Annotated in this window: 26 protein-coding genes; 14 read left to right on the forward strand and 12 right to left on the reverse strand. The window is 53.4% G+C overall.

From position 1 onward, the window contains the following. Positions 1-33: 33 nt before the first annotated feature. The 6 genes from M989_RS11475 to M989_RS11500 all read right to left on the reverse strand — a co-directional run bounded on the left by M989_RS11475 (position 34) and on the right by M989_RS11500 (position 5983). Positions 34-1311 carry an SLC13 family permease gene (locus tag M989_RS11475; RefSeq protein WP_064545359.1) on the reverse strand — a complete coding sequence of 426 codons (1278 nt, stop codon included), beginning with the start codon at positions 1309-1311 and terminating at the stop codon, positions 34-36. Positions 1312-1323: 12 nt separating this feature from the next. Beyond that, a complete protein-coding gene (locus M989_RS11480) occupies positions 1324-1794 on the reverse strand; it encodes a NanQ anomerase/TabA/YiaL family protein (RefSeq protein WP_064545361.1) in 471 nt (156 codons plus the stop codon). Then, positions 1791-2963: a sialidase family protein gene (locus tag M989_RS11485; protein WP_064545363.1), complete on the reverse strand. Its 1173-nt coding sequence runs from the start codon at positions 2961-2963 to the stop codon at positions 1791-1793. The genes M989_RS11480 and M989_RS11485 overlap by 4 nt, the downstream gene beginning before the upstream one ends. Before the next feature lie 27 nt (positions 2964-2990). Next, positions 2991-3752, reverse strand: coding sequence for a TerC family protein (locus M989_RS11490; RefSeq protein WP_064545365.1), 762 nt, complete (start codon positions 3750-3752; stop codon positions 2991-2993). 186 nt (positions 3753-3938) lie between these two features. Beyond that, positions 3939-4820 (reverse strand): dihydrodipicolinate synthase family protein, encoded by an 882-nt coding sequence (locus tag M989_RS11495; protein ID WP_064545367.1) that lies wholly within the window; start codon positions 4818-4820, stop codon positions 3939-3941. A 17-nt stretch (positions 4821-4837) separates the two neighbouring features. Beyond that, complete coding sequence (locus M989_RS11500; RefSeq protein WP_064545370.1) at positions 4838-5983, reverse strand: iron-containing alcohol dehydrogenase; 1146 nt, start codon at positions 5981-5983, stop codon at positions 4838-4840. A gap of 172 nt (positions 5984-6155) precedes the next feature. Here M989_RS11500 and dtnK point away from each other — a divergent pair, with 172 nt between their 5' ends. The 3 genes from dtnK to M989_RS11515 are packed head-to-tail and all read left to right on the forward strand — an operon-like array spanning position 6156 to position 9136. After that, positions 6156-7394, forward strand: coding sequence for a D-threonate kinase (gene dtnK / locus M989_RS11505; protein ID WP_064545371.1), 1239 nt, complete (start codon positions 6156-6158; stop codon positions 7392-7394). Then, on the forward strand, positions 7387-8373 hold the full coding sequence (locus tag M989_RS11510; protein ID WP_064545373.1) for a D-threonate 4-phosphate dehydrogenase: 987 nt from the start codon (positions 7387-7389) through the stop codon (positions 8371-8373). Before dtnK ends, M989_RS11510 begins: the two co-directional genes overlap by 8 nt. 1 nt (position 8374) lies before the next feature. Continuing rightward, complete coding sequence (locus M989_RS11515; RefSeq protein WP_064545375.1) at positions 8375-9136, forward strand: DeoR/GlpR family DNA-binding transcription regulator; 762 nt, start codon at positions 8375-8377, stop codon at positions 9134-9136. 12 nt (positions 9137-9148) lie between these two features. On the opposite strand, the gene M989_RS11520 is transcribed toward M989_RS11515, so the two are convergent. Further along, positions 9149-10093 (reverse strand): L-lactate dehydrogenase, encoded by a 945-nt coding sequence (locus M989_RS11520; protein ID WP_064545377.1) that lies wholly within the window; start codon positions 10091-10093, stop codon positions 9149-9151. Positions 10094-10245: 152 nt separating this feature from the next. On the opposite strand from M989_RS11520, the gene M989_RS11525 reads away from it, so the two are divergent. Next, positions 10246-10725: a GNAT family N-acetyltransferase gene (locus M989_RS11525; RefSeq protein WP_064545379.1), complete on the forward strand. Its 480-nt coding sequence runs from the start codon at positions 10246-10248 to the stop codon at positions 10723-10725. Here the strand turns inward: M989_RS11525 and ptrR are convergent. Further along, a complete protein-coding gene (gene ptrR / locus M989_RS11530) occupies positions 10679-11557 on the reverse strand; it encodes a putrescine utilization regulator PtrR (protein WP_064545380.1) in 879 nt (292 codons plus the stop codon). The two genes, M989_RS11525 and ptrR, sit on opposite strands and share 47 nt — an antisense overlap. 103 nt (positions 11558-11660) lie before the next feature. Here ptrR and sad point away from each other — a divergent pair, with 103 nt between their 5' ends. The 8 genes from sad (at position 11661) to M989_RS11570 (ending at position 19388) form a co-directional block, all read left to right on the forward strand. Further along, positions 11661-13046, forward strand: a complete 1386-nt coding sequence (gene sad, locus M989_RS11535; protein ID WP_064545449.1) for a succinate-semialdehyde dehydrogenase — start codon at positions 11661-11663, stop codon at positions 13044-13046. A gap of 71 nt (positions 13047-13117) precedes the next feature. Further along, complete coding sequence (glsB, locus tag M989_RS11540) at positions 13118-14044, forward strand: glutaminase B (protein ID WP_064545382.1); 927 nt, start codon at positions 13118-13120, stop codon at positions 14042-14044. After that, entirely contained in the window at positions 14044-14409 is a 366-nt protein-coding gene (locus tag M989_RS24585) for a DUF4186 domain-containing protein (RefSeq protein ID WP_065358077.1), read from the forward strand. Before glsB ends, M989_RS24585 begins: the two co-directional genes overlap by 1 nt. 165 nt (positions 14410-14574) lie before the next feature. Further along, complete coding sequence (locus M989_RS11550; protein ID WP_064545386.1) at positions 14575-15567, forward strand: sensor domain-containing diguanylate cyclase; 993 nt, start codon at positions 14575-14577, stop codon at positions 15565-15567. Positions 15568-15655: 88 nt separating this feature from the next. Continuing rightward, positions 15656-16183, forward strand: a complete 528-nt coding sequence (locus M989_RS11555; protein WP_064545388.1) for a GNAT family N-acetyltransferase — start codon at positions 15656-15658, stop codon at positions 16181-16183. A gap of 114 nt (positions 16184-16297) precedes the next feature. Then, entirely contained in the window at positions 16298-17749 is a 1452-nt protein-coding gene (locus M989_RS11560; protein WP_064545390.1) for a tagaturonate reductase, read from the forward strand. Positions 17750-18022: 273 nt separating this feature from the next. After that, on the forward strand, positions 18023-18937 hold the full coding sequence (locus tag M989_RS11565; protein WP_064545450.1) for a bestrophin family protein: 915 nt from the start codon (positions 18023-18025) through the stop codon (positions 18935-18937). A 10-nt stretch (positions 18938-18947) separates the two neighbouring features. Further along, a complete protein-coding gene (locus tag M989_RS11570) occupies positions 18948-19388 on the forward strand; it encodes a GNAT family N-acetyltransferase (RefSeq protein ID WP_064545392.1) in 441 nt (146 codons plus the stop codon). A 314-nt stretch (positions 19389-19702) separates the two neighbouring features. Here M989_RS11570 and M989_RS11580 read toward each other — a convergent pair whose 3' ends face one another. Together M989_RS11580 and M989_RS11585 are read right to left on the reverse strand one after the other, a co-directional pair. Continuing rightward, on the reverse strand, positions 19703-20650 hold the full coding sequence (locus M989_RS11580) for a GlxA family transcriptional regulator (RefSeq protein WP_064545396.1): 948 nt from the start codon (positions 20648-20650) through the stop codon (positions 19703-19705). Positions 20651-20664: 14 nt separating this feature from the next. Continuing rightward, on the reverse strand, positions 20665-21441 hold the full coding sequence (locus M989_RS11585; RefSeq protein ID WP_064545453.1) for an MBL fold metallo-hydrolase: 777 nt from the start codon (positions 21439-21441) through the stop codon (positions 20665-20667). A gap of 270 nt (positions 21442-21711) precedes the next feature. On the opposite strand from M989_RS11585, the gene M989_RS11590 reads away from it, so the two are divergent. Further along, positions 21712-22062, forward strand: coding sequence for a PerC family transcriptional regulator (locus M989_RS11590; RefSeq protein WP_064545398.1), 351 nt, complete (start codon positions 21712-21714; stop codon positions 22060-22062). Here M989_RS11590 and M989_RS11595 read toward each other — a convergent pair. Next, on the reverse strand, positions 22059-22796 hold the full coding sequence (locus tag M989_RS11595) for a helix-turn-helix domain-containing protein (protein WP_083965150.1): 738 nt from the start codon (positions 22794-22796) through the stop codon (positions 22059-22061). The genes M989_RS11590 and M989_RS11595 overlap by 4 nt on opposite strands. 173 nt (positions 22797-22969) lie before the next feature. Between M989_RS11595 and cfa the strand changes: the two genes are divergently transcribed. Further along, on the forward strand, positions 22970-24127 hold the full coding sequence (gene cfa / locus M989_RS11600; RefSeq protein WP_064545402.1) for a cyclopropane fatty acyl phospholipid synthase: 1158 nt from the start codon (positions 22970-22972) through the stop codon (positions 24125-24127). Positions 24128-24177: 50 nt separating this feature from the next. Here the strand turns inward: cfa and M989_RS11605 are convergent, their stop codons facing one another. Then, positions 24178-25446 carry an amino acid permease gene (locus M989_RS11605; protein WP_209438763.1) on the reverse strand — a complete coding sequence of 423 codons (1269 nt, stop codon included), beginning with the start codon at positions 25444-25446 and terminating at the stop codon, positions 24178-24180. Positions 25447-25525: the final 79 nt, after the last annotated feature.

Raw genomic sequence — 25525 nt, forward strand, 5'->3', positions numbered from 1 at the left:
GGGTTAAAGAGGAAGGCTAATTCTTGTGGGTCTTTACACCGGGAAGATAATAATTGCACCTGCGCACAGGGCGACAATACGGATCAGATACATCGGGACGGTGAAAAGCCAGAATTCTGACATTTTGTATTTTCCCATCCCCATGATCATCGCTGGCATACCATCAATCGGCATATAGCCGCCGTTCCAGCCGGAAATGGTGATGGCGATAGCGGCCGCCGTTGGGTTCAGACCAAGCCCAGTACAGGCCGCGATACCAATAGGGCCAAAAATGAAAATCGAACCAATTGTTGAACCGGTAAACGTTGCGCAGGTGCTGGTTAACAAGGCTAAAATCAGGATAAAGATGAAAGGTGATACGTTGGTGCCCAGTACGCCCGCCACCGCATTACCGATCATCGCGGTAACACCGGTACCCGCCAGTGCATCAGCCACGCCAATGACGCAGGCGGTCATGATAATGACCGGAGCCCCCATATTGTCCCGGACTTCTTTGAAATCGAGCACGCCAATAAAGAGCAAGAATGCGCCTGCCAAACCAGGAGCAATATAGGCGATATCGCCTAATGTGCTCATCAGCATCATGCCAATAACGCTGAAGAAAAATGCGCCCACGGTGCACTTCTCTTTCCAGGCCGGCAGTGTCGCCGTCTCGTCTTCCTGCGTTGCAGTATTATCACTTGCATCGGCAATGGGGTGGTCGGGCAAAAAGCGATAAGCCACCAGGCTCCAGGCAAAATAGGCAGCCGACATAACCAGGTTAACCAGGGCGAATTTCATCATTGAAATTTCCTGATTAATCCCCGACGCTTGTAATACGGAGACGGTGACGCCGAAAAGTAATGCGACGTTAATCGGAATCAGCGGATGATTGGTCGCAAAACCTAATGGCATGACCAGTTTTGACGTCGGCAATTTCTTGCTGTACGGCAGTGAGGCGATCAGCGAGAGAATGAGCACGTAGTAACCCGTCGCACCAGTGCCAGCGAGGCTCGCACCAAGCATAACGATCATCAGTAGCAGAATATAACTTTTATAACCACCGCGATTGAGATGGACCATCATCGCCGTTTTGATACTGCTGATGAGGCGTGTTTTCTGTAATCCAGCCATCACGACCATAAAACCCGCCAGCATAATGACCGTCGAGTTCACAAACCCGGCGAAGGCCTGTTGAATCGTCGACACTTTGCAGACAACCAGTAGAAGACAGGCAAGCAGTGGTGGCGCGCCAAAGGGAAGTTTATCCGTCATGATCAGTACGATCATCAGGACCAATATCCCGAGTGCCAGAATCATTTCCGTTGTCATTGAGAAGCTCCTTTATGCTACGAGCATCGCACGAGGTATCTTAAATACGGCCTTCCGCACCGTTACTGGGGAGTCAACCAGGCACAAGGCCTGATGTGGTTCGCCCGGCATAAATAGCGCGAAATCTCCCGACTGAAGGGTGATGTCAACCGTGGGGTTACCGTGGTGGGTAATAAACAGATCCGGTTTGCGTTCCTCATCTCCTTCCTGCGCGACAGAGCGCACGCCAGCGCGAATGAGTTCACAACCCGCGAGCATGACCTGAATGTCAGCCCAATCCCGGTGGTATTCGGTGTGGCGTTGAGTCACGGGCTGCGTCAGCGCGTCGCTGAGGGTGCAAAACCAGGCGCACCCCTCAGGCTGCCAGCGCCCATCTTCTCGCGCCATGAGCGCCGGAAGTGAACAGTCAGCCCGGGAAAGCAATTGCCGTATTTCGTTGGGAAGCCCGGCCATCTGCAGGGCATTGAGATTACCAATGATCATCGTGTGGATTCCTTAACCCAGTCTGCTGATACGCGGACGTACTTGATGGCCTGGCGAAAATAGGTGTAGGTAATGTGCAGCATGCCGTCCTGGCCCTGTTTGATGCTTGGATAGGAGAACTCGCGGTTACGTTTATCCAGCGAATTGTTGGTCATACAATAGCCGTCGCCTTCATCAAGATGGCGCTGCCACGGCCAGCTTTTCCCGCCGTCGGCGGAGATGGCGACGGTCATCGGCGCACGCGGCGCGCCCCAGAACGCGGTTTTCCCGCCGGTGGCTTCAGGCTCTTTACGGCTGCTGTCGCCGTCGTCGATTTCGTCGTACAGAGAAGCGCGACGCTCCAGCGCACCCTCAGCGCTCATCTGGTTGAAGACCAGCGCTAACTCACCGCTGGCAAGCGTAGTGACCTGAATAGATGAGTTATTGTTGGGCAGCACGGTGGCTTCAGGTATGGACCAACTTTCGCCGCCGTCGCTGGATTGGCTGTAATAGATGTTATCGGCCCAGCGGCTGCGGAAGAGCGCAATCAGCTTACCGTCAGGTTGGGTGGTGATATTCATATGCACACAGCCCAGGCTCTCCGGCACCGCAACGTCGCGCCAGCTTTTACCACCGTCAGAGGAGATTTTCACTGCGCTGACATCATCATTGCCGACCCATTTTTCACCTGGTTGCGTACGGCAATAGAACACCGGTAGCAGCCAATTACCGTTGTTCAGCACCGTTATCGGCTGACGGATAAAGGTACCAGGTTGGTCGAGCAGAGTCGCAATCTCACCCCAGGTGCGACCGAGGTCGTGAGACTGGCGATAGCGGACGATTGCGGTATCCTGATTGCCTGAGAGCTGTGCAGTCCACAGCAACCAAAGGATGTTGTCCGGGGCGAGAAACAGCACCGGGTTTTGCTCGGAACGGCTATCGTCGCAGGAGAGTTTTTGCGCCTCACTCCACCGATCGCTTTGCGGCGGCAAACGCGATCCCCACACGGAGATATCGGCGATGCCTTCCTGCGTGCCGCCAAACCAGACGCACATCAGTGAACCGTCCGGCAGCGGGAGCAAATTAGCGGCATGATTTTGCGGGCAAGCTGAAGGCAGCATTGCCGTTTCAATTTGAATTTCCTGGCTATGCGGGCGAATAATGCCGTCACGAAGTAGGGTTACAGACATAATCAGACTCCATTTTTAAATCGGGTTTTATTTGTTAATTTCCAGTTGTGCTAACGGATTGTGTTGATTTGAGACGGTGATGATTTTTTTATTGCGAATAATGTTGATAATCTCCACGGTTAATGAGAAGAAAATCGCGAAATAGAGATAACCTTTAGCAATGTGAATTTCTATGCTGTCGGCAACCAGCAGTACGCCAACAAAAAGCAGAAAAGTGAGTGCCAGTATTTTTATTGATGGTGTCGCGTTAACGAAATCGCCAATAGCTTTGGCCGCAAACATCATTACCCCAACCGCGATAATAACGGCGGAAATCATAATGAAAATATGCTGCGATAAACCGACTGCAGTAATAACCGAGTCGAGGCTAAAGACAATATCTAACAGCATGATCTGGACAATTGCGCCCGCCAGCGATAGCTGATTCCGTCCTTCGCCGTGCGCTTCTTCCTCTTGCCGGATTTCGCAGCGGATTTCCTGGCACGATTTATAGATTAAAAACAGCCCCCCGCATAATAGAATTAGTGTTCTGAAAGAGACCGGGAAGTGCATAAGCGTAAACAGCGGTACCGTCAGGTGCGCCAGCCACGCAATGGACACCAGCAGCAGAATGCGCATTATCATCGCTCCGCCAAGCCCCATTCTCCGGGCGAGGTTTTGCTGTGCTGCGGGCAGTTTTGCCACCACCAGTGAAAGAAAAATAATATTATCAACCCCGAGAATAATTTCTAAGAAGGTGAGCGTGACTAACGTTAACCAAATATCGGGGTCTAACAACCATATTAACATTGCTAAAATCCTTTAATAGAGACAAAGCTTGCAGAACTGAATTAATTAATTCTCAGATGTTCTATGGGTTAATGCTGCATTAAATTTGATTGTCGAATTTACCGCGCGACAATCAGGTGCATAATTAATGTTATTGTATTTGTTAAGGCATGCCGGGAAAAACCCGGCACAGGTTAATTACAATGGTTAATGATATTGTTGACAGATCTGTTTAATTTTCTGTAATTGCTCCGGGCTGAACTGAACCGTATATCGGCTCGCGCCAACCTTATAGCCCATAATCTGTAGCGCCTTTTTTACCACTGCCGGGGAGAAAGCAATTTTATAGAGTTCGGTACGCAGTCCGGTGACGTTCTCCTGCGCTTCGCGCGACCCTGCGATATCGCCAGCGTGAAAACGCGACCAGATTTGGTTGATTTCCGCAGCCGCTACGTTGGCCAGTCCGGAAATACAGGCAGAGCAACCGTCGATGAAACCTTGATGAATCAGAGAATCGGGGCCATTGAGGACATGAAAATCAGTCACATTTCGTACGGCGTCGAGGAAACCTTTCAGGCTGTCATAGCTTCCTGCGCTGTCTTTAATACCAATGATATTGGGGTGGGCGGCGAGCTGACGCGCGGTTTGCGGCTCAATGGTGTTGCCGGTGCGAGCAGGAATGTTGTACAGGAACATCGGTACGCTCAGCGCGTCGGCGATGGCGGTATAGTGAACGATCAGCTCATCTTGTTTCAGCGGCACGAACCACGGCGTAATCACCGACACGGCATCAACGCCCAGCGCTGCGATACGCTGGCCGAGGCGGATCGTTTCGCGAGTCGAAACCTCGCCGATATGCGCCACGACCGGAACGCGTCCCGCCGCTTCCTCGACGCAGGCGGCAGCCACGGCCACTTTTTCATCTTCATTAAGCACGAAGAACTCGCCGTTGGTACCACCGCAGAAAATACCGTTGCCTGCGGCAATCTGGCGACTCACCTGGCGTTTGAGTTCGGCGATATTCAGCGCGCCGTCATCGGTAAATGGGGTCACGATAGCCGTTAATACGCCGGAAATGGGATGACTCATGATGAACTCCTTATGGGTTAGCGCACGGGAAACAGCGTGCGGTAGATAGCCAGAACATCGTCCTTGCTGACGCGACAGGGCGCGTTATTCAATAAACGTTTCACGTTCAGCGCGGCGTCGCATAATGTGTCGATACTGTCGGCAGGTACACCGAGAGCGACAAGGTTGTCGGGTAGCTGCAGGCGTTTCACCAGCGCCGCCAGCCAGTCGACCAGCGCGTGCGATTTGGCTTCCTCGCTCAGCGAAGCGTCCGCGTCAGGGATTAAATCCCAGACCTGGGCAAATTTCTCCACCGCATAAGGGCGAACAACGGCCATACTGGGCGCCAGCAAAATGGCGTTCGCCACGCCATGCGGCAGGTGATAGCGCCCGCCAAGCGGGTAGGAAAGAGCGTGGACCAGATGGGTGCCCGCATGGTTAATGGCGACGCCACCGTAATACGATGCCCACAGCATCTCGAGTTTCGCGCTCAGATTTCGAGGTTGCGTGACGGCGGCATCAATATTGGCCAGCAGTTTACGCAACCCGATCAGCGCTGCGTTATCGCTGACCGGGTTGGCTACCGTAGCGGTGAAGCATTCCAGCAGATGGCAGAGCGCATCAATCCCGGTTGACGAAGCAATATGTGCAGGCATGCTGGTGGTGAGCTCTGGCAGCAGGGCGACATAATCCGGCAGCATCACCGGCGAAATAATGCCCACCTTGGTGTTCTGTTCCGGGATGGCAAGAATAGCATTCGGGGTGGCTTCCGAACCGGTGCCCGCAGTGGCCGGAATCAGTAAAGAAGTGATTCTGTGGGTTGGCTTGACGCCTTCAAGCAGTGCGTCCAGGCCCGGTGAGTGCGAATGCAGCAGCACCGAAAGAAGCTTGGCCGCATCCAGTACGCTGCCGCCGCCAACGCCGACGATCATCTCTGGCTGCCAGCCGTTGATGGCCTGTACGACTTGTACCATATCGTGCTGGCAAGGTTCGGCGGGCACGCTATCAATGACTCGAACTTCGCGCTCCTCGGCCTCGAGGATCGTACGGATCGTCAGCGCGGCGTCTAATCGGCCCACGTTGGCGTCGGTGACCAGCAGAATGCGTTGCTTTCCTGCCAGCAGCGGCGCCAGTGCGCCGAATGCTCCTGCACCGCTGATAACGGTGCTGTTTATCGTTGCCACTCTCTTCTCCTCAAAATGATTGAAAATAATCAATCATGTATTAGCAGTCATCACGTCATGGCGAGAATTTATAATTTATCCGCCCATTTAATAACTTGAGCTTGCTCACATTTAATCAAATGTGATTGAATATAATCATTCACGACATTTAATACAGCTAGAAGGAAAAACGATGCGCCACTGCGATAACAGTGTGCTGGTGCTGGCCGATGACTTTACCGGCGCCAACGATGCTGGCGTGTGTCTGGCCGAGGTGGGGATGCGGGTGGAGGTGGCTTTCGACGCCCGCCAGCAGAGCAGCGCTCAGGCGCTGATCCTCAACAGCGATAGCCGGGCTTTATCTGCCGCGAACGCCAGCCAGCGTATTGCGTCTTTGCTTCAGGACGCAATAACCGACCGCCATCCCCGCTGGATAGTCAAGAAGCTGGATTCAACGCTGCGCGGCAATGTGGGCAGCGAGCTGGAAGCCGCCATGCGTACGCTGGGCAGCCCGGTGGCGGTGCTGGCTCCGGCGTATCCGGCGGCCGGGCGGGTGACGGATGGAGGCAAGTGCTATGTCAACGGGTTGCTGTTGACCGATACCGAGTTTGCCAGCGATCCGAAAACCCCCGTGCAGCAGGCGGATATCGCCGCCCTGATCGGTCTACAAAGCACCATGAAATGCGAAAGCGTCACGGCCGAAACGCTGCCGCAGGCACTCGCCGTGAGGGAGAAAACCCTTCGCGTGCTGATTGTGGATGCGCAAACAGATGACGATCTCGACACCATTATTGCCGTCGTCGCGCGGAGCAAAACGCGGCTACTGTTGGCGGGGTCAGCCGGAATTTGCGAAGCGCTAGCGAGACATATGCAGCGCTACCCATCCGGGCCGCTGCTGGCGGTGGTGGGGTCAATGAGCGAAATTGCTCAACGGCAAATTGCCGCGCTCGGCGCGCGCCCACGCGTCGTGCACGTTGAAATAGACGTACAACATGCCTTTACCGGCGAAAGAACTTTCGATGCCCAGGCCATTGCTGTGGCGATACGGCAGGGAAACCACTGCGTGGTTTCTACCCCGTCCGATGCACAGACCCGCGCCGGTATTGACGCGCAGTGTCAGCGGCATGGGATAGCACGTGCCCAGTTAGGCGAGCAAATTTGCCGCCATCTCGCGCAGCTTGTTGAGCTGGCGCTTGAGAACTGCCAGCCCGGCGCGCTGTACCTTTCCGGCGGTGACGTGGCCATCGCCGTTGCCACGCGCCTGCAGGCGACCGGTTTTCACATTACGGGCCGGGTGGCGCAGTGCGTCCCCTATGGCTTTTTCCTGGGTAGCCGCTGGCAACGCCCGGTAATGACCAAAGCAGGCGGTTTCGGCAGCGAGACAACGTTGCGCGAAGTTGTTGATTTTATTGAGGAGAAAATGAGTGACTAACATCATTGCAGTAACGATGGGCGACCCGGCGGGCATTGGCCCGGAAATTATTATTAAGTCGTTGATAGAGGGGGAGCTGAATGGCGCTCCGGTGGTGGTGATTGGCTGTGTGCAAACCTTACGTCGTATTCTGGCGTTAAATATTACCCCCCACGCTGAGCTGCGGGTGATCGACCACCCCTCCCAGGCGCAGTTTACCGCCGGGACAATCAATATTATTGATGAACCACTGGCAGACCCCGGGGCGCTTCAGCCCGGGATCGTCCAGGCGCAGGCGGGCGATTTAGCCTACCGCTGTATTAAGCAAGCTACGGAGTTGGCGCTGGCTGGAGAGGTTAAAGCGATTGCTACCGCGCCGCTGAATAAGGAAGCCCTGCATCTTGGCGGGCATAATTTCCCCGGGCACACGGAAATGCTGGCGCGTCTGACTGGGACCAAAGACTACGCCATGGTGCTGTATACCGATCGCCTGAAGGTGATTCATATTACGACGCACATCTCCATGCGCCAGTTCCTTGATACCCTAAGCCAGCCGCGGGTGGCGACGGTGATCCGCGTGGCGGATCGTTTCCTGAAACGTGTCGGTATCCGCCAGCCGCGCATTGCCGTCGCCGGCGTGAACCCGCATGCCGGGGAAAACGGTCTGTTTGGCGATGAGGAAATTCGCATTGTGGCCCCGGCGGTCGCGGCGATGAAAGCGGAGGGCATTGACGCAACCGGGCCGTGTCCACCGGATACTGTGTTTATGCAATGTCACGAAGGGCAGTACGATATTGTGGTCGCGATGTACCACGATCAGGGGCATATTCCGTTGAAGTTGTTAGGCTTTTATGACGGCGTTAATATTACCGCCGGGCTGCCATTTATTCGTACTTCTGCCGACCACGGTACGGCATTTGATATTGCCTGGACAGGTAAAGCGAAGTCTGAGAGCATGGCAACCTCCATTGCGCTCGCCATGCAAATATCACAGGAATAACATGAAGGGATATAACCGGTTAGAGCAGATTATGGACTTTTTAAAAAGCCATAATCTGGTGACAGTCGAACAGCTGGTTGCGGCAACCAATGCGTCGCCCGCCACGATTCGCCGAGACCTGATTAAACTCGATCAGGAAGGCGTCATCAGCCGCACCCACGGCGGCGTGACCCTCAACCGGTTTATTCCTTCCCAGCCGACAACGGTTGAAAAGTCGCAGCGTAGCCTGCAGGAAAAACAGGCCATTGCCAGTGCCGCAGCAGCGCTGGTGAAACCCGGTGATGCTATCGTGCTGGACGCGGGTACTACTATGATTGAGCTTGCACGGCAAATTACGCATCTACCGCTGCGTGTGATCACCAGCGATCTGCACATCGCGCTGTTTCTCGCCGAATTTAAGCAAATCGAGGTGACGATTATTGGTGGTCGCATTGATGACAGCAGCCAGTCATGTATTGGTGAGCACGGACGTCGGCTGTTGCAAAATGTCTGGCCCGATCTGGCATTTCTCAGCTGTAACGGCTGGGACCTGGAAAAAGGGATTACGGCGCCAACTGAAGAGAAGGCGGCGCTCAAGCGAGACTTAATTGCCAATGCGCAACGTCGCGTATTGTTGGCGGATAGTTCCAAATACGGTGCATGGTCGTTGTTTAATATCGCGCATCTCGATTCACTGACCGACATCATTACCGACAATCATTTAAACGACGACACGCGGCGACTGCTGGGCAAAACCAATCCCCGCTTGACCATTGCGGGCTAACGGGGCCTATTTTTACGGTAGCAGCGCAATATTCGCTTTAATCACCTCAACCGACCGGGCGAACTTTTCCTGTTCGTCCGCCTCCAGTTGCAGCTCAATGACCTGCTGAACGCCGCTTTGCGCCAGTACGGCCGGCACGCCGATAGCGACGCCGTTTACGCCATATTCGCCATCCAGAATGCAGGAGATGGCCAGTGCACGGTGGCTGCCGGTGAAGACATTGCGGCAGATCTCGGCAATGGTTCCCGCAATACCGTACTCGGTACAGCCTTTACCGGCGTAGATCTCAAAACCCAGCTTGCGCACGCTGTCGGCCATCGCCTGGCGGTCAAGTTCCCGGCCGGTACGGTGCCGATAAACCTGTTCGATTGGCGAGCCATAGACGGATGAGTGTGACCAGACCGGGAACTGGCTGTCGCCGTGCTCGCCGAGAATAAAGGCGTCAATACTTTGCGCGCCGATATCCAGGTCCTGCGCTAATTTGCGGCGAAGACGCGTGGTATCCAGCCATACGCCGGTGCCGATCACCTGACTACGAGGGAGGCCGGAAAGCTGCCAAACCTGCCAGGTGATGATATCGCACGGGTTAGTGGCGATCAGAAAGATGCCGTTGAAGCCGCCGGCCATCATCTGCGGCACGATGCTGTGGACGATTTTGGCGGTGCTTTTTAGCTCATCCAGGCGGGTTTGCCCCGGCTTTAATGCGCCGCCGGACACGGTGATCACGGCGATATCCACATCGGCGCAGTCGCTGGCGTCACGGCAGGAGATGGTCATCATACCGGGCATATAGGCGGCGGCATCGCTCAGATCCTGAGCATGCGCTTCGGCGCGGGTCTTGTTGAGGTCGACCAGGATAAGTTCTTCGCAAATATTCTGATTCAGCAGCGCATAAGCGGCTGACGCGCCAACGTTTCCGGCGCCGATGATCATGACTTTACGGGCTTTAGTGTTCATGGTTATTCCATTTCATGGACAAACGACAGGGGATAAAGCTACTCGTTAACAAGTGGTTAGCGCAATACTCAACCCACAATATAAGTTAATACTATGAGACGCGATGAGGGCGAATGGTAGAGTGGGAGGATAACAATAAACAGGAGCCTGCCATGTACACGATCGCCATCACTTCTCCCGCCAATCCGCACGTTAGCGCACTGATTCACGAGTTGGATAAATACCAGAGCACGCTCTATCCGGCAGAAAGCAACCACCTGATTGACCTCTCGGCGCTGCCGGAAAATCAGATTATCGTTATGCTAATTCGTCAGGATGAAACGGCTGTCGGATGCGGTGCGATTGTTTTGGATGAAGACGGTTACGGTGAAATGAAGCGCGTATTTATTGACCCGGCGCACCGCGGCCAGCGACTGGGCGAAAAGCTGCTGGCGGCGCTGGAGGCGGTGGCGCTGCAACGCGGGTGCATTACGTTGCAGCTGGAAACCGGGATTCATCAGCATGCGGCTATTAATCTATACACGCGCTGCGGCTATCAAATTTGCGAGGCGTTCGCACCGTATCAACCGGATCCGCTAAGCGTATTTATGACAAAGTCGCTGGTAACGCAGGTTCATCAAGCAGCGCAATAAACGCTTCCAGCTGGCGGCTCATTGCCCCACGCCGCCACACCAGCCAGGTCGTTAGCCAGCGCCATTTCTCGGCCAGCGGCCATGCGGAGACCTGATGATGGCCAGGCATACTTTCCAGCATGCTACGCGGCATTAATGCCAACCCGGCTCCGGCGATCACACAGGCCAGCATGCCGTGATAAGACTCCATCTCGTGAATACGCCCCGGCGTTGCCTGATCGCTATGAAACCAGCTCTCAAAATGACGACGATAGGAACAGTTGGCGCGAAACGCGTAGATGCTGGTGCCGTTGACCTCACTGGCGCGGGTAATCGGCGGATGGCCGTGGGCGGCGACAATCATCATCTCTTCCTGATAGACCGGCATGCCGTCGAGACCGGGATGCATCACCGGGCCATCGACAAAAGCGGCGCTCAGTGTGCCTTCCAGCACGCCGTCGATCATGGTACCGGAGGGGCCGGTGGCCAGATCAAACTGGATCCGCGGATAGCGACGGTTATAGCACGCCAGCGTCTGCGGAATGCGCACGGCGGCGGTGCTTTCCAGCGCCCCGAGTGCAAACAGCCCCTGAGGCTCGTCGCCAGAGACGACCATTCTGGCTTCATCAACCAGCGCGAGAATTTGCTGACTGTAGCGCAGAAAGCTGTGCCCGGCTGGCGAGAGGCGCAAGCGTTGGTTCTCACGAATGAACAGCTCGACGCCAAGATCGGCTTCCAGTTGGCGAATGCGGGTAGTCAGGTTAGAGGGTACGCGGTGAACCTTCTGCGCGGCCTGAGTAATGCTGCCCGTTTGGGCGACAGCGTTAAACATTTCCAACTGGGTTAAATCCATGACTTTCTCATTTTGTGAATGGTTTGGTTAATATTATTCAGTTTTCATAAACGAAAGAATAGGTGAGGATGTCACCATGATGCAATCAATCAGAGAGAAAAAGATGACTTCACCTGCAACCCATGCCGTCTCCGTTAACCCGGCCAATGGCGAAACACTCTCCGCGCTGCCGTGGGCGTCCTCTACTGACGTAGATCTGGCGATTACCCTGGCCGATAACGCTTTTCGTCAGTGGCGCAAAACGTCCGTCGCTCAACGTGCCGATGCTCTGCGCGCCATTGGCCGTGTTCTGCGTGAACGGGCTGAAGAGATGGCGCAGTGCATCACCCGGGAAATGGGTAAACCCATTAATCAGGCGCGCGGTGAAGTGGCAAAATCTGCCCATCTGTGCGATTGGTATGCCGAACATGGCCCGGTGATGCTGGCGACTGAAGCGACTCAGGTGGAAAACCATCAGGCGGTGATCGAGTACCGTCCGTTGGGGCCGGTGCTGGCGGTAATGCCCTGGAACTTTCCGCTGTGGCAGGTTCTGCGTGGTGCGGTGCCGATTATGCTGGCGGGTAACAGCTATCTACTCAAGCACGCGCCGAACGTCATGGGCTGTGCGGCGCTGATTGGCGACATCGTCGCGCAAGCGGGCGTTCCGGCAGGCGTCTTTAACTGGGTGAACGCCACCAATGATGGTGTTTCCCAAATCATTAACGATCCCCGTATTGCCGCTGTCACCGTTACCGGTAGCGTGCGTGCGGGTAAGGCGATTGGGGCGCAGGCGGGAGCCGCGCTGAAAAAATGCGTACTGGAGCTGGGCGGTTCCGATCCGTTCATCGTGCTCAACGATGCGGACATTGATACGGCGGTGCAAGCGGCGGTGATTGGCCGCTATCAGAATACCGGACAGGTCTGTGCGGCGGCGAAGCGCTTTATCATCGAAGCGGGCATTGCCGAGCGGTTCACCGACAAGTTTGTTGCTGCCGCTGCGGCGCTGAAAATGGGCGACCCGCGCGATGAAGCAAATTATCTCGGCCCGATGGCGCGGTTTGATTTACGCGATGAGCTGCATGGTCAGGTGATGGCGACGATTAACGAAGGGGCGACGCTATTGCTGGGCGGCGAGCTGCTGAGCAGTGAAGGCAACTATTATCCGGCCACCGTGCTGGCGAATGTGGCGCCGACGATGACCGCCTTCCGCCAGGAGATGTTTGGCCCGGTGGCCGCAATCACCGTCGCACGCGATGCCGATCACGCGCTGGCGCTGGCGAACGACAGTGAGTTTGGTTTGTCGGCAACGGTCTTTACCGCCGATCCGACGCAGGCGCAGCGTTTTGCCGACGAGCTGGAGTGCGGTGGCGTGTTTATCAACGGCTACAGTGCCAGCGATGCGCGCGTGGCCTTCGGCGGCGTGAAAAAAAGCGGCTTTGGCCGTGAGCTGTCGCATTTTGGCCTGCGCGAGTTCTGTAACGTTCAGACGGTATGGAAAGATCGTCGATAAGCGAAACGACGTAGCCCTTACGCTCTGCTATACTCCCTGGCCGAAAATAGCCTGTGGGCAAGGAGTGGTAAGTGGCTACGGTTATCAATAATGCCATGCTGGCGTCGATCCTCGACGACGTCAGGCCGCTGATTGGGCAGGGGAAGGTGGCGGACTATATTCCGGCATTGGCCTGCGTTAGCGGCAAAAAACTGGGGATCGCGATCAGTACCGTCGATGGGCAGCACTTTAGCGCTGGCGACGCCAACGAGCGATTCTCTATTCAATCGATTTCCAAAGTTCTCAGTCTGGTCGTGGCGATGAATCACTATCAGGCGGAGGAGATTTGGTCGCGTGTGGGTAAAGATCCTTCTGGCCAGCCGTTTAACTCTCTTTTACAGCTGGAAATCGAGCAGGGTATTCCGCGTAATCCGTTTATTAACGCTGGCGCGCTGGTCGTCTGCGATATGCTGCAAGGGCGGCTTAGCGCACCGCGCCAGCGGATGCTGGAGATCGTGCGTAAGCTGAGCGGCGTGTCGAATATCGGCTACGACGCGCAGGTCGCGCGCTCGGAGTTTGAACATTCGGCGCGTAATGCTGCCATCGCCTGGCTGATGAAGTCCTTTGGTAATTTTCATCATGATGTGGCGACCGTGCTGCAAAACTATTTCCATTACTGTGCGCTGGAGATGAACTGCGTAGAGCTGGCGAGAACCTTCCTGTTCCTGGCTAACCAGGGGCAGGCGCTGCATCTCGACGCGCCGGTCATCACCCCCATGCAGACGCGACAGGTCAACGCCCTGATGGCAACCAGCGGCATGTATCAGAACGCCGGAGAGTTCGCCTGGCGAGTCGGACTACCGGCAAAATCTGGCGTGGGCGGCGGCGTGGTCGCAATCGTACCGCACGAAATGGCGATTGCCGTCTGGAGCCCCGAACTGGATGACGCGGGTAACTCTTTGGCGGGCGTGGCAGCGCTGGAAAAACTCACGCAGCAGATAGGACGTTCGGTTTACTGATGGATACCTTCGACAGTTTGTTTGCGCGGCTGCAGCGATCCACATTCCGCAGTCGCTTTCGCCTTGGCGTAAAAGAGCGGCAGTATTGTATTGATAAAGGCCCGGAGGTTATCGATAGCCACGCGGCAGATTTTATCGCCGGGCGGCTGGCGCCCGCGCAGCCCAAAAATGACGGTAAGCAGACTCCCATGCGCGGGCATCCGGTGTTTATCGCTCAGCACGCCACCGCCACCTGCTGTCGCGGCTGTCTGGAGAAATGGCACCATATCCCGCAGGGACAGGCGCTGACGGCGGATCAACAACGTTACATCGTTAGTGTTATCCACCATTGGTTGGTCATCCAGATGAACCGCCGAGATCGCTAACACGGCTAAGTTTATTCTGAAAATCTATCTATTTTGATAGCTTGATTCGACATGCTGCGCTCAATATGATAAGCCGGGCGTCGTATCGGAATAAATTGTGTTATGAATAGATTTGGCAAACTTATTACGAATAATGGGGTGACAGGAACCCGGTTTGTCAGACGGATGTATCTGATGCGGATGCTTGGCACCTTCCTCTGTTTTCTCCCTATTTTATCAGTACTTACCGAACTTCATCGGCCTCATTTTTTGCAGATTTTACTGGCGCTGAACGCTTTTCTCTGGCCAACGGTGGCGTATATGCGCGCCATATTGGCGCCGGTGCCTCGGCTGGTTGAACAACAGAATCTGTTATGGGATGCCGGCGTCGGGGGCTTTTGGATAGCGATGATGGCGTTGAATCCGCTTCCGTCAGTCGCGATTGCGACGATCCTACTCACCGACAGGCTCTCCGCAGGCGGTAAAGCGTTGATGCGTAAAGCCGCGCTAGCGATGCTGGGGGGATTTGCGATTAGCTGGGCGCTGATGGGCATGCCGTTTCACGGCGAGGTGAGTCAACGCACGATACTGGCGACGCTGCCGCTGATTTCATTATATGTGCTGGCGCTGAGTCTGCTTACCGATAGCATAGCCGTTAAGCTGCGGCTCAAGAGCCAGGAACTTGAACGAATTGCGATGCTCGACCCGCTGCTGGACATCGCCAATCGTCGTCTGCTGGAGCAGCGTATTTCATGGGAATTGATTCGATTAAAACGGGACTGCGGCCATTCGCTGCTGATGTTTATCGACCTCGACAATTTCAAAGAAATTAACGATCGCTACGGCCATAAGGTGGGCGACGTGATGCTCAAAACCGTGTCGCAAATTTTGCAGATGGCGACCCGCCCAACCGATACTCCGGCCCGCCTGGGCGGCGATGAGTTCGTAATCCTGCTTCCGGATACCACGCTTGAGGCAGGACGGTCAATCGCCCAGCGAATTATGGACGCCACGGTGGTGGTGACGGAGCGCCCGAACGATCGCCAGACGCTCACGCTGAGCATTGGGATTGCCGACGCCTTGCCGGAAATGCTGGAAGTCTCCGACTGGCTACAGGCGGCGGACAGCGCGCTGTATGAGGCAAAGCGCCGTGGTAAAAACCAGATTTTTGCGCATTAGCACATCATAAGTAAATGCGATGATTTAACCTATCGTGTTATCAAAAGGTTAACGTAATAGTAGTGGCCTTATTTTTCTGGAGGCCATTATGAATTCATCATTCACGCTGCATACCTTTTCTGAAACGGATATTCTTGCCCATCTTGATCCGCTGTCTGACGTACTGACCAACTGCGTCAACGGCGGTGCATCCGTTAGCTTTATGCTGCCTTTTCATCACGATACCGCGCTGGCATTCTGGCGGCGAACTGCCGCCAGCGTTGGGCGCGATGAACGCGTGGTTCTCGTGGCCAAAGATGTCGACCAGACGATTGTCGGTACCGTGCAACTGATTATCGATCAGCCAGAAAACCAACCGCATCGTGCCGACGTGGCGAAACTGTTAGTACACGAACGCGCCCGTCGCGGTGGTATTGCGCGAGCGTTGATGCTGCGCCTGGAAGCGGTTGCGGTTGATGCGGGGAAAAACGTTCTGGTGCTGGATACTGCCACTGGCAGCGGGGCGGAAAACTTCTATCAGCGCTGCGGATGGCAGAAAGTGGGCGAAGTGCCGCGCTATGCCCTTATGCCAGACGGCGCGCTGACGGCGACCTCGATTTTTTACAAATTTTTATAGACTCACTATTTATTCTCGCAGTTTTGATCAAAACAGGGTTTCATAAGCGGAAAATCTGATAAGTTATTAGACCAATTGAGCAGGCTGTATGACTAATCCAGAAAGGAACCCATTGTGAAAACACTTAACCGCCATGATTTCCCCGGTGCCCAATACCCTGAACGTATTATCCAGTTTGGCGAAGGAAACTTCCTGCGCGCGTTTGTTGACTGGCAGATTGATCTGCTGAACGAACATACCGACCTGAATTCAGGCGTGGTTATCGTTCGTCCGATCGACAGCGATTTTCCGCCTTCATTGAGTACTCAGGATGGCCTGTACACCACGATTATTCGTGGCCTGAATGAAAAGGGGGAGGCGGTTAGCGATGCGCGCCTGATCCGTTCGGTAAATCGTGAAATCAGCGCCTATAAAGATTACGCAGAACTCCTCAAGCTGGCTCACAACCCGGACATGCGTTTTGTGTTTTCCAATACTACCGAAGCGGGTATTAGCTACCACGCTGGCGATAAGTTTGACGACGCGCCGGCGGTTAGCTATCCGGCGAAACTGACGCGTCTGTTGTTCGAGCGCTTCAGCCACTTCAACGGTGCAGCGGATAAAGGTTGGGTAATCATTCCTTGCGAACTGATTGATTATAACGGTGAAGCCCTGCACGAGCTGGTGGTTCGCTACGCGCAGGAGTGGGCGCTGCCGGCTGAATTCATGACCTGGCTGAACGAGTCTAACGCTTTCTGTTCAACCCTCGTTGACCGTATCGTGACCGGTTACCCACGTGATGAAGCCGCTCAGCTGGAATCCGAACTGGGTTATAAAGACGGTTTCCTCGATACCGCTGAGCACTTCTATCTGTTCGTGATTCAGGGGCCGAAATCGCTGGCCAGCGAACTGCGTCTGGATAAACTGGCGCTGAACGTGCTGATCGTTGACGACATCAAACCGTATAAAGAACGTAAAGTTGCGATTCTGAACGGCGCACACACCGCACTGGTGCCGGTCGCCTACCAGGCCGGTATTGATACGGTGGGGGAAGCAATGAACGATGCAGAAATTTGCGCGTTCGTTGAAAAAGCGATTCATCAGGAAATTATCCCGGTACTGGATTTACCGAAAGACGAACTGGAGTCTTTTGCCAGTGCGGTAACAGGTCGTTTCCGTAACCCGTACATCAAGCACCAACTGCTGTCTATCGCGTTGAACGGGATGACGAAATTCCGTACCCGTATTCTTCCTCAGCTGCTGGCGGGCCAGAAGGCCAGCGGTAAACTGCCTGCTCGTCTGACTTTTGCTTTGGCCGCGCTGATTGCCTTCTATCGTGCAGAACGCAACGGCGAAGCCTACCCGGTGCAGGATGATGCGCACTGGATCGAACGTTACCAGCAGCTGTGGGCGCAGCATCGTGACCAACAGATTAGCACTACCGATCTGGTCAGCGCGGTACTGTCCGTCAGCGAACACTGGGAACAAGATCTCACACAGGTTTCCGGATTGGTCGAACAGGTTTCTTCCGATCTCGACGCTATCTTGACTCAGGGTATGCGTAAAGCGGTGCAGCCACTCTGCTAATCGCGGCCCGATCGCCTCTTTAAACCCGGCACTCGCCGGGTTTTTTGTTTTGTTGCGTGGCCAAACGCGAAGAGGGCGATGTATTGTCGCTAGTACTCTTCATTAGTTACAACATACATTTTTCTTCTCTTATCATCCCCCTGAAACACCGAGCAAAAGGTTCTGGCAGCATGTGAGTACCCCGCAAAGCATACCATTGCAGCGTTATCAGCGCTTGAATACATGATGAAGATCACGTTTAATACACAACTTATTAACCTGATTGATATAAAAATGATCGTTCGTCCTCACCAGCACTGGCTGGCTCGCATTTTTGTTTGGCACGGCTCGGTACTGCCAAAAATTTTCTCGCGTTTACTGCTCAATTTTCTGCTATCGATTGTGGTGATCCTCATTTTGCCGTGGTATTCATCGCTTGGCGTGAAGTTGACCGTCGCGCCGTTCAGTATTCTCGGCGTGGCCATCGCTATCTTTCTTGGTTTTCGTAATAACGCCTGTTATTCACGCTATGTAGAGGCGAGGCAGCTGTGGGGACAATTGATGATTGCCTCGCGTTCTTTGCTGCGCGAGGTCAAAAATACGCTTTCTGACGATCCGCATGTGAGTGAATTTGTCGGTCTGCAGATTGCCTTTGCGCATTGCCTTCGTTTGACCCTCCGACGTCAGCCGACGCGCGCAGTGCTGGCAAAATATCTCAGCGAGCCGCATCTCAATCAGGTACTGGCCGCGCAGTCTCCGGCAAACCGAATTTTGCTGATTATGGGGGATTGGCTGGCGCAGCGCCGTCGGGCGGGTGAGCTGTCGGATATTCTGTTCCACAGTCTGAATATTCGTCTCAACGATATGTCTATCGTGCTGGCGGGCTGTGAGCGTATTGCCAATACGCCGGTACCGTTCGCCTATTCGCTGATCCTGCACCGTACCGTCTATTTGTTCTGCATCATGCTGCCGTTCGCACTGGTGGTCGATTTGCACTATATGACGCCATTTATCTCGGTGCTCATTTCGTACACTTTTATCTCTCTTGACACGTTAGCGGAAGAGCTTGAAGAACCCTTCGGTATGGAAAATAATGATTTACCGCTGGATGCTATCTGCAATGCCATCGAGATCGACCTGCTGCAAATGAACGATGCTACGGAGATACCTGCGCGCCTTACCGTCGACAAGTATTATCAACTCAGCTAAGAGGTGACCCGTGAACGTCGTGAACCGTCCCATTCAGGTAGAAGATAAAGCCCAGTGGCTCGCGCTGTGGAAAGGATATAACGACTTTTATAGCAGCAATCTTGCTGATGAGATCACCGAGCATACCTGGCAGCGGATACTGAGTCCTGAATCGCCTATTTTTGGCCGGGTTGCCGTGGTGGATGGACGCGTGGCGGCCTTTGCGCTGTGTGTTTTACATGAAGGTACCTGGGTCAGTTCACCGATTTGCTATCTGGAAGATTTGTTTGTTGATCCGGCGTTTCGCGGCCAGGGCATTGCTCGTCAGCTCATGCAATTCGTGCTAAATGAGGGCAAAGAGCAGGGATGGTCACGTTTCTACTGGCATACTCGTATTCATAATCCTGCGCGTAAGCTTTATGATGAATTCATCGCCGCGGATGATTACGTACGATATTGTGTTAGGCTTTAAACCAGATACACAGAATAAATTATTCGGTTTTCCGTGTTTAATGGTTGCAGCGACATGAGGAGAATCAAAATGGAAAGGCGCATCGAGACTACTGTGAACATCATCCTGTTCATTTCACTGTTTGCTACCGCCTGGGACCTGTCGCTGGTTCGTTCTTTTAGCTGGTAAGTTAAAACAGGCATAGCGAAAACTGTCAATACGGGCGCAGAACCTGCTGCGCCCATGGTCCATTGCATGAACATGCCAATAATCAACGGCTTTAGGCTAATTACCCACAAGGTTGTGCACCGTTTCTGTGGATAACATTGGCCGTTTCAACCCTGAAACGTTTTACGCCACTCGCCGGGACTGACGCCCATTTTTTCACGAAAGGTCTGACGAAACGTGATAGATGACTGAAAGCCCGCACGTTCCGCAACCTGTTCAATAGACAGCTGGCTACTTTCCAGTAGCCATTGACTACGTCGTAGTCGTTCTGCTGTCACCCATTCACCAATTGACATCCCCATGGCCTTCTGGAAATGGCGGGTCAGGGAACGGCGACTCATCGCTGCGCGTGCGGCTAGCGTATCAATACTGAGCGGTGTTCCGAGATTCTGCTGTAAGAAATCCAGCAGGTTAGTGATGCGCTTATCGTAGCTCCGTTGCGACAACGTTTGCTCAATGTATTGTGCCTGGCCGCCTTCCCGATGAGGCGGTGTGACCATACGTCGGGCTATCTGGTTGGCGACCTTTGTGCCAAAACGCTGACGAATAACATAGAGACAACAGTCCAGCGCCGCGGCGGTGCCGGCGGAGGTGATAAGACCATCGTCGTCGGTATAAAGCACGTTAACGTCGAGCTGCACGTGGGGAAATAAGCGTAGAAACGCGTTTTCATACTCCCAGTGAGTCACGGCGCGATGCTGGTCCAATAACCCTGCATAAGCCAATGCGAAGGTGCCGAGGCACAGACCGACCAGCGTGGCGCCGTTATGACGTGCGGCGACCAGCGCGTCAAGCAGCGCGGGTGAGGGTTTTTCATCCACATTCCGCCAGAAGGGAACAATGACGATCTCGCATTGAGCAAGGGTAGAAAAATCAGCATCAGCGATGACCGCTGTGCCTTCCCTGGACCAGATCATCCCTGGCGTTTCTGCGCATATATAGCGTGTGAAACGCTTTTCACTGCTGACGCTATCGCCAAAGAGAATCAGCGGCACCGAAAAATGGAATGTGCTGAAGCCTTCGCTGGCGACGATAGCAACCGAGGTGGCGGTCATAGCGTTTTCTCTCGTTAATATGTGACAGTGTCACCATCTGCAGGAGCGCTGACAAAGGTTTCAATCTCATTATCTCGCGCGTATTCCAGCAAGGCACTGCGCGTAACAAGACAGTGATTGAGAGCCTCCATATGAGTGGCGACGATCTGCGCCTGCGGTAACAGGCAGTGGGCTTTGAGGACATCTTCCATTCCGAAGATGATGGGGCCAAAGCCCAGCAGGTGTGCCCAACCGGTATTCATGATAACCACATCGGGCTGATAACGGCGCAGGTTCTCTTCGATACCTTTGGTCCAGATTGAATCGCCAATCAGATAGAGCGTTTTTTCATCAGGATGCTGGAATACCACACCGCAGGCCTCCCCAAGACGCTGAGCCAGCTCAGGAATCGCATAGGCTGCGTCAGAGCCATGTTGACCATGGGTTTTGGTCAACATGATATCGCCAAACCGGCTGGTGTCGGAAAGCTGGCGTAATTGGGTAAACCCCTGAGCGCGGAGAATGGCCTCATCGCTGGCATTCTGAACGTAAATCTGCATGGATTTCGGAATCGCAGCCGCCGCCGCATCGTCCCAATGGTCGGGATGAGTATGTGTCACAATGATGGCGTCTACATCCAGCAGGCGCTCGATGGGGACGGGTAACTCGACCAACGGGTTACGAAGGTGAGCGCGTGCGGTGCCTGCAAAGCCTGGATAGGCGTCTTTTTCCGCCAGCATTGGGTCAATAAGGAAACGTTTACCCGCATAAGCGATCAATTGAGTTGCATTGCGTATTTGCATGATGTTCATCATCAAAATCCTGTATGGCGGTCAGTGAAGAGAGTATGGGGCAGCGCTAAAAACTCAGCCATTGGCTGAAAGCCAGTTTTCGATGAAATTGGGCCAATTTTTTTCTATCTGCTGTCGAAACAATGCCATTCAGGCATGGAAAGTATGAAAAATCAGTATGTAAAAAGAGCAGGTTGTCCATAGACAGTGAAGGGAATTTGTATTTATCATACAAATGAAGTCAGCCATAGCGCATACGCGTACTATTCATTCATTACTGGGTCTTTGATTATGTCCGCAGAAGTTAATGCACTCATTGTGCTCGCCCAACTTAACGAAACAAAAGGTTTTTACCGCCGCGCTTTACGTATCTGGCGGGAAGTCTCGACACATTTTGACGCCGATAAAACCCAGTGCCGACTGGCAGCGGAGAAAATAGATACCTGCAGTTTACATTTGCAAATAAAATCACCTGCGGTTGCACTTACAGGAAACGATAAGAGGCAACACATTGAGCGGGATAAAATAAGAATTCAGCAGTTGCTGCAGCAGGGATATAGCATTAAAGAAATCCAGCTTATCACCGGGAGATCGAGTGCGTTTATCTATAAATATAATCCACGAAGCAAACCTATCCATTAGTAACCGGATGGCGGAACACCGAATGCCTGGCGAAAAGCATAGCTAAATGCAGCCGTGCTGGAATAACCCACTTCCAGAGCAACGGCAGTGACATTCTTATTTTTCTTCAGCAGCATGACCGACTCCAGAATTCGCATTTTCTGTTTCCATGCGCTAAAGGGAAGACCGGTCTCTTTTTTGAAATGGCGGGAAAAAGTACGGGTCGACATTCCCAGATGATCGGCCCAATATTCCATTGAATGCTCCAGTCCCGGCGACTCCTGAATCGTTCTGCATACTTCTATCAGTGCGGCATTATGCGGCCACGGTAGCATCAACTCCACCTCCGGCAGCTGCAAAATAACGTCAAGCAGCACGCTCACCAGTTGCCCCTCTTTACCGGAAATGTCATAGCGCTCTGGCGTGTTTGTGGTGGCATAATGAATGAATTCGCGGGCAAAATCGCTGATTGTCACCATTTTGCACTCGTTAATCGGCACGGGTAAAAATGCCGGTTCGATATCCACACTCTCCAGGTGGACATCATCCAGCGCCCATACCGCATGCGTGATATTGTGCGGGATCCAGATTCCATAATGCGCCGGAATCACCCAACATTTTCCTGCTACATCGATGCGCATGCTGCCGGTACGGGCAAAGTGAAATTGAGCGAAGGCATGGCTGTGGTCGGCAACATGATTATTGGCTTCAAGCACATACGAGCGAAAATAAACCGACTGCGGCAGCTCTTTCATCGAATCGTCCTGCGATGAAAACCACTTCTTAGGCTGTATGCTGGTAAAAGGGGGGCGCTTGTCGACCATAATGGCGTCTACTCGATAAATAATGTCCTGACATCATAATACATACCATCGTGTTATCAATGATAATCTCACGCAGAATATAATGTTGATGACGGATTAGGATTATGGCGACGGTTTGCTCTGACGTAATAAATGTTGAAGAATTGAATGATAATTGGTCGCGAATGGCTAACGAACTGCTGCAGCAGGCGGATATCAAAATAATTAACGGTTCGCGCCCCTGGGATATTCAGGTCCATCACGCTGATTTTTTTAAGCGCGTTTTTCAGCAGGGTTCTCTTGGTTTTGGCGAAAGTTATATGGACGGTTGGTGGGATTGTGACCGACTGGATGTTCTGTTCTATAAAATTCTCAAAGGCAAACTGGATAAACAGATGCCGGGAAATCTGAAAGATATTCTGCGCATTGCCGGTGCACGATTATTTAATCTTCAGTCGCGTCGGCGTTCCTGGATTGTTGGCAAAGAACACTATGATATTGGCAACGATCTCTTCGCTCGCATGCTTGATCCCCACATGCAGTATTCCTGCGCTTACTGGCGAGAAGCGGACACCCTTGAACAGGCACAGAACGCCAAGCTGAAGATGATTTGTGAAAAATTACAGCTCAAGCCCGGTATGCGTCTGCTGGATATTGGCTGCGGCTGGGGAGGACTGGCGGCCTACGCCGCGCAACACTATGGCGTTAGCGTTGATGGCGTGACCATCTCGCAAGAACAGCAGAAAATGGCACAGCAGCGTGGCGAAGGTTTAGACATTACGATCCTGCTTCAGGATTATCGCGATTTGGATAAAACATACGATCGCATTGTGTCTGTGGGAATGTTCGAGCACGTCGGGCCGAAAAACTATGACACCTACTTTAGCGTAGTCGATCGCTGTCTGAAGAAAGATGGACTGTTCTTGTTGCATACCATTGGCAGCAATGAAAGCGGCGTAAACGTCGACCCGTGGATCAACAAGTACATTTTTCCGAATGGCTGTCTGCCGTCGATTCGTCAAATCGCCAGCGTTAGCGAAAAACGACTGATCATGGAAGACTGGCACAATTTTGGCAGTGATTACGACAAAACGTTGATGGCGTGGCATCAACGTTTTAACGATGCCTGGCCCGAACTGGCCCTACGTTACACTCCACGTTTTCGTCGAATGTTTAACTACTACCTGTGTGCCTGTGCTGGCGCATTTCGCGCCCGTGATATCGAACTTTGGCAGGTGCTGTTCAGCCGCGGTAAGGAAGGCGGGATGTACGTTTATCGTTAATTCGTGAAGGGTGGCATAGGCTGCTATGCCACCCTTGAGTCAGTCTGTTTTCAGAACATCCCGTAAAGCAGCGCTGATACCGTCAGAATTCCGCTGACCATCACCATAATTGAGACCACACCGCGCATCGGTTTCAGCGCAGCCCGGGTAAAGATTAACCAGGTAGGAATAATAAACAAGAAAATGGCGATTAACGGACCACAAAGCGTTTCGATCATATTAATAACATCCGGGTTAATATAAACCACCACCGATGTGACAATAAACATTAAGACCGAAATCATTAATTTAATCTGCTTAATATGGCTGGTCCGCTTAATGCCCAACAGGTCCGTTGCTAAGACGTTAAATGTTTCGGCCACCGGCATTGAAATACCTAAAAATGATTTAGTCATCCCCAGAATCGCAATCAACGGTGCCAGATAGATCATCACATTCATGCCGTCGTTACCGCCGATAACCGACAGCACGTTGAGGTTTTGCGCCTTGGCCATTTCGAAGGTTTCGCGCGGGGTGCTCAAAATGCAGCTCAGCACGAAGAAAATAATGCTGAAAAATATCAGACCATAGGCGCGACGAATAACGCGAACGGATTGGGTTTCCCCACCGTTGCCCGGTTCGCGATACCAGGATGCCAACGCCGGAATCAGCGGCGCGGAGCAGAGTGAAAAGGCGATCAGCGGCAGCGTTAGCCACAAATCCTTCAGCGAATTACCTACCGAAGTGGCGTGTGTCAGTTGCCAGGCGTGGGTAATATTGCTGATGTTCCACGCCGGGATTTGCGAAGCGGCCACCACGATAATGGCGATGGCAAACGGCAGCGCCAGTGCGCTCATGGTGCTGACTACTTTATCGCGGCCTTTACTGAGTACGAGATGCAAAATAGCGAGCACCACCAGCGTCAGTGACGCGCGGTTGAAGCCGGTAAAATGAAGGCGTTCGTTCAGAAAATGGCTGAGGGCGTTTATGAGCGAAACAGCGTACACCAACGTGACTGGATAATGCGCAACACAGAAAAACAGCTTCATCGCCTGACGGCCTTTGGCGCTGAAGAAAGAGCCAAAGAGCGGTAGCGTGCGGTCGTTTTGCGTTTGCCCAGCGTTATCACGCATAAAAACACGGCAAATCAGTACATGCGGCACTAACGATAGCGGGAAACCGAGTAGGAGCAGGAGAATAAAGACGAGCGGACCACGCGTGCCGATTTCTACCGGCAGAAAAAGCGTACCTGCTCCGACGGTAGCGCCATACACACCCATCATCCAGATGGTGTCCTTCTTCGTCCATTGAGGACGAGATATTACGGTGTCTTTAGTCATAGTACTCATATATATCGAGAATAACGCGAACGTTAATGGGCGAATTATTGGGTATCCAAACGGGAAGGAAATGTAGAGG

The sequence above is a fragment of the Kluyvera georgiana ATCC 51603 genome, from assembly GCF_001654985.1.
Lineage (GTDB): Bacteria > Pseudomonadota > Gammaproteobacteria > Enterobacterales > Enterobacteriaceae > Kluyvera > Kluyvera georgiana.

Coding starts and splice junctions, on each gene's coding strand:
- M989_RS11475 (WP_064545359.1), bottom strand. CDS start 1,311: ATGACAACGGAAATGATTCTGGCACTCGGGATATTGGTCCTGATGATC.
- M989_RS11480 (WP_064545361.1), bottom strand. CDS start 1,794: ATGATCATTGGTAATCTCAATGCCCTGCAGATGGCCGGGCTTCCCAAC.
- M989_RS11485 (WP_064545363.1), bottom strand. CDS start 2,963: ATGTCTGTAACCCTACTTCGTGACGGCATTATTCGCCCGCATAGCCAG.
- M989_RS11490 (WP_064545365.1), bottom strand. CDS start 3,752: ATGTTAATATGGTTGTTAGACCCCGATATTTGGTTAACGTTAGTCACG.
- M989_RS11495 (WP_064545367.1), bottom strand. CDS start 4,820: ATGAGTCATCCCATTTCCGGCGTATTAACGGCTATCGTGACCCCATTT.
- dtnK (WP_064545371.1), top strand. CDS start 6,156: ATGCGCCACTGCGATAACAGTGTGCTGGTGCTGGCCGATGACTTTACC.
- M989_RS11515 (WP_064545375.1), top strand. CDS start 8,375: ATGAAGGGATATAACCGGTTAGAGCAGATTATGGACTTTTTAAAAAGC.
- M989_RS11520 (WP_064545377.1), bottom strand. CDS start 10,093: ATGAACACTAAAGCCCGTAAAGTCATGATCATCGGCGCCGGAAACGTT.
- M989_RS11525 (WP_064545379.1), top strand. CDS start 10,246: ATGTACACGATCGCCATCACTTCTCCCGCCAATCCGCACGTTAGCGCA.
- ptrR (WP_064545380.1), bottom strand. CDS start 11,557: ATGGATTTAACCCAGTTGGAAATGTTTAACGCTGTCGCCCAAACGGGC.
- sad (WP_064545449.1), top strand. CDS start 11,661: ATGACTTCACCTGCAACCCATGCCGTCTCCGTTAACCCGGCCAATGGC.
- M989_RS24585 (WP_065358077.1), top strand. CDS start 14,044: ATGGATACCTTCGACAGTTTGTTTGCGCGGCTGCAGCGATCCACATTC.
- M989_RS11550 (WP_064545386.1), top strand. CDS start 14,575: ATGTATCTGATGCGGATGCTTGGCACCTTCCTCTGTTTTCTCCCTATT.
- M989_RS11555 (WP_064545388.1), top strand. CDS start 15,656: ATGAATTCATCATTCACGCTGCATACCTTTTCTGAAACGGATATTCTT.
- M989_RS11565 (WP_064545450.1), top strand. CDS start 18,023: ATGATCGTTCGTCCTCACCAGCACTGGCTGGCTCGCATTTTTGTTTGG.
- M989_RS11580 (WP_064545396.1), bottom strand. CDS start 20,650: ATGACCGCCACCTCGGTTGCTATCGTCGCCAGCGAAGGCTTCAGCACA.
- M989_RS11585 (WP_064545453.1), bottom strand. CDS start 21,441: ATGAACATCATGCAAATACGCAATGCAACTCAATTGATCGCTTATGCG.
- M989_RS11590 (WP_064545398.1), top strand. CDS start 21,712: ATGTCCGCAGAAGTTAATGCACTCATTGTGCTCGCCCAACTTAACGAA.
- M989_RS11595 (WP_083965150.1), bottom strand. CDS start 22,796: ATGAAAGAGCTGCCGCAGTCGGTTTATTTTCGCTCGTATGTGCTTGAA.
- cfa (WP_064545402.1), top strand. CDS start 22,970: ATGGCGACGGTTTGCTCTGACGTAATAAATGTTGAAGAATTGAATGAT.
- M989_RS11605 (WP_209438763.1), bottom strand. CDS start 25,446: ATGACTAAAGACACCGTAATATCTCGTCCTCAATGGACGAAGAAGGAC.